Below are 4,528 nucleotides of genomic sequence, written 5' to 3' on the forward strand. Positions count from 1 at the left end.
GTATTGGTGATTATTAAAAATCAAATCTGGATTGATATAATTTATATAAGACTCGTGGCCCGAACACTGTCAGGCCAAGGCTAACAACATAGACTATTGGTCACTGCTCACGGCTGCAATTTCAGCCGCAGGCTCTTCTCTGCGGCGGTGCAACGCAATGACAAAGTCAGTTTCACAGATAAATGCCTGCCGCGCAGCCAACTCCTGCCCCATCTCGATTGATGCCCGCCAGGCAAAAGGGGTCATCTGCAATAAATTAAAACTCTGCTTACCCGGAAGTTTCATTTCATAAGCCAGTTTTTCGCAACTCAGCAAGTCAAACCCCTCAAGGTGCTCTTGTGCATCACCGTGGAGTTGTACTTCTGGGTAGATCAGTGCTTTTAACTGATAGAGATGACGCGGCCCAGGGGCAACAGTAACCACAATCCCGCCAGGTTTCACGGTACGTGATAACTCCGCCGCTTTGCACGGTGCATAAATCCTTAATACCGCATCAAGCGAATTATGGGCAAAAGGTAAGCGATGGCTGGAAGCTACACAGAAGCTCACCTGTTGGTAGCGTTTTGCGCCATACCTTACGGCGACTTTTGCCACATCTAAACCGAAAACAGCCATTTGACGCCGCCGATTTAACCTATCTGCCACAGCGCCGGTGTAATAACCTTCACCACAACCGATATCCAACAACATGGTGGCATCCAGTGGTAACGTGGCATCCAGAAGCTCGCAAACCCGCTGCTGCAAGGGCTGATAATATCCCGCATCAAGAAATGCCCGCCGGGCCTGCATCATCTCCGGGCTATCTCCTGGTTGTTTCGATCCCTTGTGCTGCACTGGCATCAAATTGACGTAACCCTCTTTGGCGCAATCGAACTGATGATTATTGCTGCAACGCCACTGCTGCACGCTAAGCTGCAAAGCCTGATGACAAAGGGGGCACTGATAAGACATGGTTGATTTCCAGATGACAGACAAATAACCGCCAGAATCGCGGACAGACACGGCGTTAGTCTAAAGAAGCACTTCCACCGTTGCAAGCCACTGTTTAACACCATAAATCGGTCGAATATCAGCTATGGTGTACCATCCCTGCTGGAATAGCGTCAGGTTCAACATTCATGGTGCGCAAAATTTGCCCCATAATATCGCTAAATACCGGGGCAGAAACCGCGCCGCCATAGTATTTGCCGCCTTGCGGATTGTTTATCACGACCACCAAGGCAAAACGGGGTTGGCTGGCAGGCGCGACACCCGCGGTATAAGCCACATATTTATCAATATACTGGCCATTTGGCCCAATCTTCTTAGCAGTCCCCGTCTTAACGGCAACCCGGTATCCCCTGACGGCCGCCTTCATTCCGCCACCGCCGGGCAGCGCCACACTTTCCATCATATGTTCCACTTGCCGCACCAGAGCCTCGGGGAATACCCGTAGCCCTAACACCGGAGGATCGACCTTAGTAATCGATAATGGCCGATAAATACCGAAGCTGCCGATGGTGGCATAGACTCGAGCCAGTTGCAGCGGCGTCACCATCAAGCCGTAACCGAAAGAGAAGGTAGCGCGATCCAGATCACTCCAGCGTTGCCGCTGTGGCATTAACCCGCTACTTTCACCGGTAAGGCCTAACTGAGTCGGTTTTCCCAAACCAAACAACGCATAGGTTTCCATTAATGCCGAAGACGGCATTGCCAATGCCAGGCGAGAGACGCCAACATCACTTGATTTCTGCAATACGCCGGTCAACGATAGCGCGGGATAAAAACCTACATCTTTAATTTGGTGCCCACTCAGCACATAAGGATGGGTATCCAGTACGCTGTCTGGCTTTACCAGATGATGTTGTAATGCGGTCATTACCACCATCGGTTTGACTGTCGAACCCGGCTCAAAAATATCGCTGATAGCCCGATTACGAAAATTCTCTTCCGCCGTGGCGGCGCGGTTATTCGGATTAAAGGTGGGATAGTTGGCCATCGCCAAGACTTCGCCAGTATTAATATCAATAACCACTGCGCAGCCAGAATCAGCCTTATTAAACATGACAGCATTGGTCAGCGCATGGGATGTTTCAGCCTGCAAACGCTCATCAATACTGAGTTCAACATTCTGTCCCGGGTGGCTATCAGTAGAAGAGATATCCTCAACCACTCGGCCAAAGCGATCTTTACGTACCACTCTACTGCCAGCCGTGCCACTTAATAGCGAGTTAAAGCTCTTTTCTACGCCTTCAATACCCTGGTCATCTATATTAGTGAAACCAATTAAATTGGCCGCCACATCACCGGACGGATAAAAACGCCGTGACTCCGCTTTGGTCGCGATACCGGGCAGTTTCAAGCGTTGAATGTACTCAGCAACATTAGGTTCAACTTGTCGGGCAAGATAGATAAAACGGGCATTGGGGTTTTGATTGATACGGTTGATTAATTGGCCTATTGGCATATTGAGTTCCTGTGCCAATGCCTGCCAGCGTTCGGTAGTACCTACCCCGCCTTTTTCCAGTACCGTTTTGGCATCAGCCCAAATGGCCTCGACCGGGACACTGACCGCCAACGGATGCCCGCCACGATCAGTTATCATACCGCGTGTATTGGGTGTTGCCACCACACGCACTGAACGCATATCTTCTTCTTTTACCAGCGGGTCCGGTTCAATAACTTGCAGCCAGGCAACCCGTGCCAGCAGGCCAAAAAGTGACATTAAAATACAACTACACAACAAGCCAAAGCGCCAACGAATAAAGTTGTTACTGTCAGTTTTTGGTTTAGGAATCATTAAGATCAACCCTGGAGAATAGCGTGCATCATAGCTGCCATTAAACCCTATCCCAGACACTAACGGGTGCCAAAACAGTGATACAAGATGCATTATTTTGCAACAATTCACTAACGGCGATTTAAAAGAAAAGGTGACTGGTCAATAACTTAAAAATCGGCTTACACTGAGTGGCGTTCTTTTTCTTCATTAGGTAGGTTCTATGACTGATTTTTCACCACAACTTAGCCGGATCACCACCCTCTGCCATGGTTTTGGCAATAAATCGGCCCTGCTACCTTCCTGCCTCTTGCCATATCAGGCTTCACAAGCCATTAAAAAGCAGGTTCATGGCACTACGATTATCGATGTGACCGCCCCGGGACAAGAGTGTGGTGAAGCCGATGGTTTCTATACCACTCAAGCAGGCATTTTATTGACCGTTCTGACGGCTGATTGTCTGCCAATCATTTTTAGCCAACGACAAGGGAGAGCCATTGCGGTGGTTCATGCCGGTTGGCGGGGCTTATTTGATGGCATTATCTTAAAGATGGTTGAGCGTATTGCGCGCGATGATGACCCTGTAAATTGGGTTGCAGCCATAGGGCCTGCCGCACAGTCTTGCTGCTATGAAGTCAATGAGGTGTTGGTCGAAAGGTTTATTAATAAATTACCACTGGCTAAAAATATCATTTCACCCCGTTTTCGCCACCTCAACTTAGCGGCCATTGCTGAACACCAATTACGAAGTGCAGGAATTCATCAAGTCGATCATGTAGGCAGTTGTACTATTTGTACGACTATTCAACATGATGATGATAATAAAAGTCACTTCAAATATACCAGTTTCCGCCGAACCAGCCAGCAGCAAGCGATTGATCCAACCCATCCAGGGATTAAAGGCCGTAATCAACATTCCGGCTTAATTATTTTGCCTTAACGGATAGATAATATTTATCGCACCCTGAATACGAAAAAACCCGCACAAAGGCGGGTTTTTACAGCAAAAGAGCTGATTAGATTGCAGTAACGTTTACTGCAGACGGACCTTTCTGACCGTCTTGGATTTCGAACTCTACGTTCTGGCCTTCAGCCAGGGTTTTGAAACCATTACCCTGGATTGCAGAGAAGTGTACGAACACATCTTTGCTGCCGTCAGCTGGAGTGATGAAACCGAAACCTTTAGACTCGTTGAACCACTTAACTTGACCTTTGATCTTTGCCATCTTGAGTATTTCCTTTGGATTGTTTAACTCGCCCGTAGGCGTTTACATAGACAAACTAGAGTCGTTACTGCTTGAGGCACTAAGATAAGGATCGGCAGAGAAGCGGTATTCAACGCTAACGTCTTTACTCAGAACTTCTTTACTGAAAATGCCACACATATACAGAACTGTACCTCGTTTTACCCATATGCGTTATCACATACTCTGTATTCGATGGCAAGCCATTTTTAATCAAGGGTGAACCTGTCGCACATATTTGAAACGCTTGCTCATAAAGAATGCGTAAATATGCTGAAATTTGTTGAAGGTCATCGTATTTTCTGCTCTATTTTTTTATACTGGCCTATCGCGCTTTCTTACTGGTTTTTAACATTTCAGCTAACACTTTTTATAATACTGCTTACGTGGATATTTGCTGTTTTCCATCCCCAGCATCGAACCGAAAATCACAATGGAATAAATTTTATTAGCATTAAATATAAAATAATTGAATATATCCCACCCCAGCTCTGACGGCTCACTCTCTTCATCTGGTGACTGTCAC

General features: G+C 47.2%; 5 protein-coding genes. 1 reads left to right on the forward strand and 4 read right to left on the reverse strand.

The window, feature by feature from the left end:
• Positions 1-93: 93 nt before the first annotated feature.
• Positions 94-951 (reverse strand): 23S rRNA (guanine(745)-N(1))-methyltransferase, encoded by an 858-nt coding sequence (gene rlmA / locus V1952_RS20175; RefSeq protein ID WP_372559214.1) that lies wholly within the window; start codon positions 949-951, stop codon positions 94-96.
• Between the two features lie 118 nt (positions 952-1,069).
• On the reverse strand, positions 1,070-2,779 hold the full coding sequence (gene ftsI, locus V1952_RS20180; RefSeq protein WP_420075408.1) for a peptidoglycan glycosyltransferase FtsI: 1,710 nt from the start codon (positions 2,777-2,779) through the stop codon (positions 1,070-1,072).
• Between the two features lie 202 nt (positions 2,780-2,981).
• Here ftsI and pgeF point away from each other — a divergent pair, with 202 nt between their 5' ends.
• Entirely contained in the window at positions 2,982-3,698 is a 717-nt protein-coding gene (gene pgeF, locus V1952_RS20185; RefSeq protein ID WP_420075409.1) for a peptidoglycan editing factor PgeF, read from the forward strand.
• Between the two features lie 76 nt (positions 3,699-3,774).
• Here pgeF and cspE read toward each other — a convergent pair whose 3' ends face one another.
• Positions 3,775-3,984, reverse strand: coding sequence for a transcription antiterminator/RNA stability regulator CspE (gene cspE, locus V1952_RS20190; RefSeq protein WP_002221949.1), 210 nt, complete (start codon positions 3,982-3,984; stop codon positions 3,775-3,777).
• Between the two features lie 42 nt (positions 3,985-4,026).
• Complete coding sequence (locus tag V1952_RS20195) at positions 4,027-4,143, reverse strand: DUF2627 domain-containing protein (protein WP_002211058.1); 117 nt, start codon at positions 4,141-4,143, stop codon at positions 4,027-4,029.
• Positions 4,144-4,528 lie beyond the last annotated feature (385 nt).

It is taken from the genome of Yersinia sp. 2542 StPb PI (assembly GCF_048593855.1).
Classification (GTDB): domain Bacteria; phylum Pseudomonadota; class Gammaproteobacteria; order Enterobacterales; family Enterobacteriaceae; genus Yersinia; species Yersinia enterocolitica_E.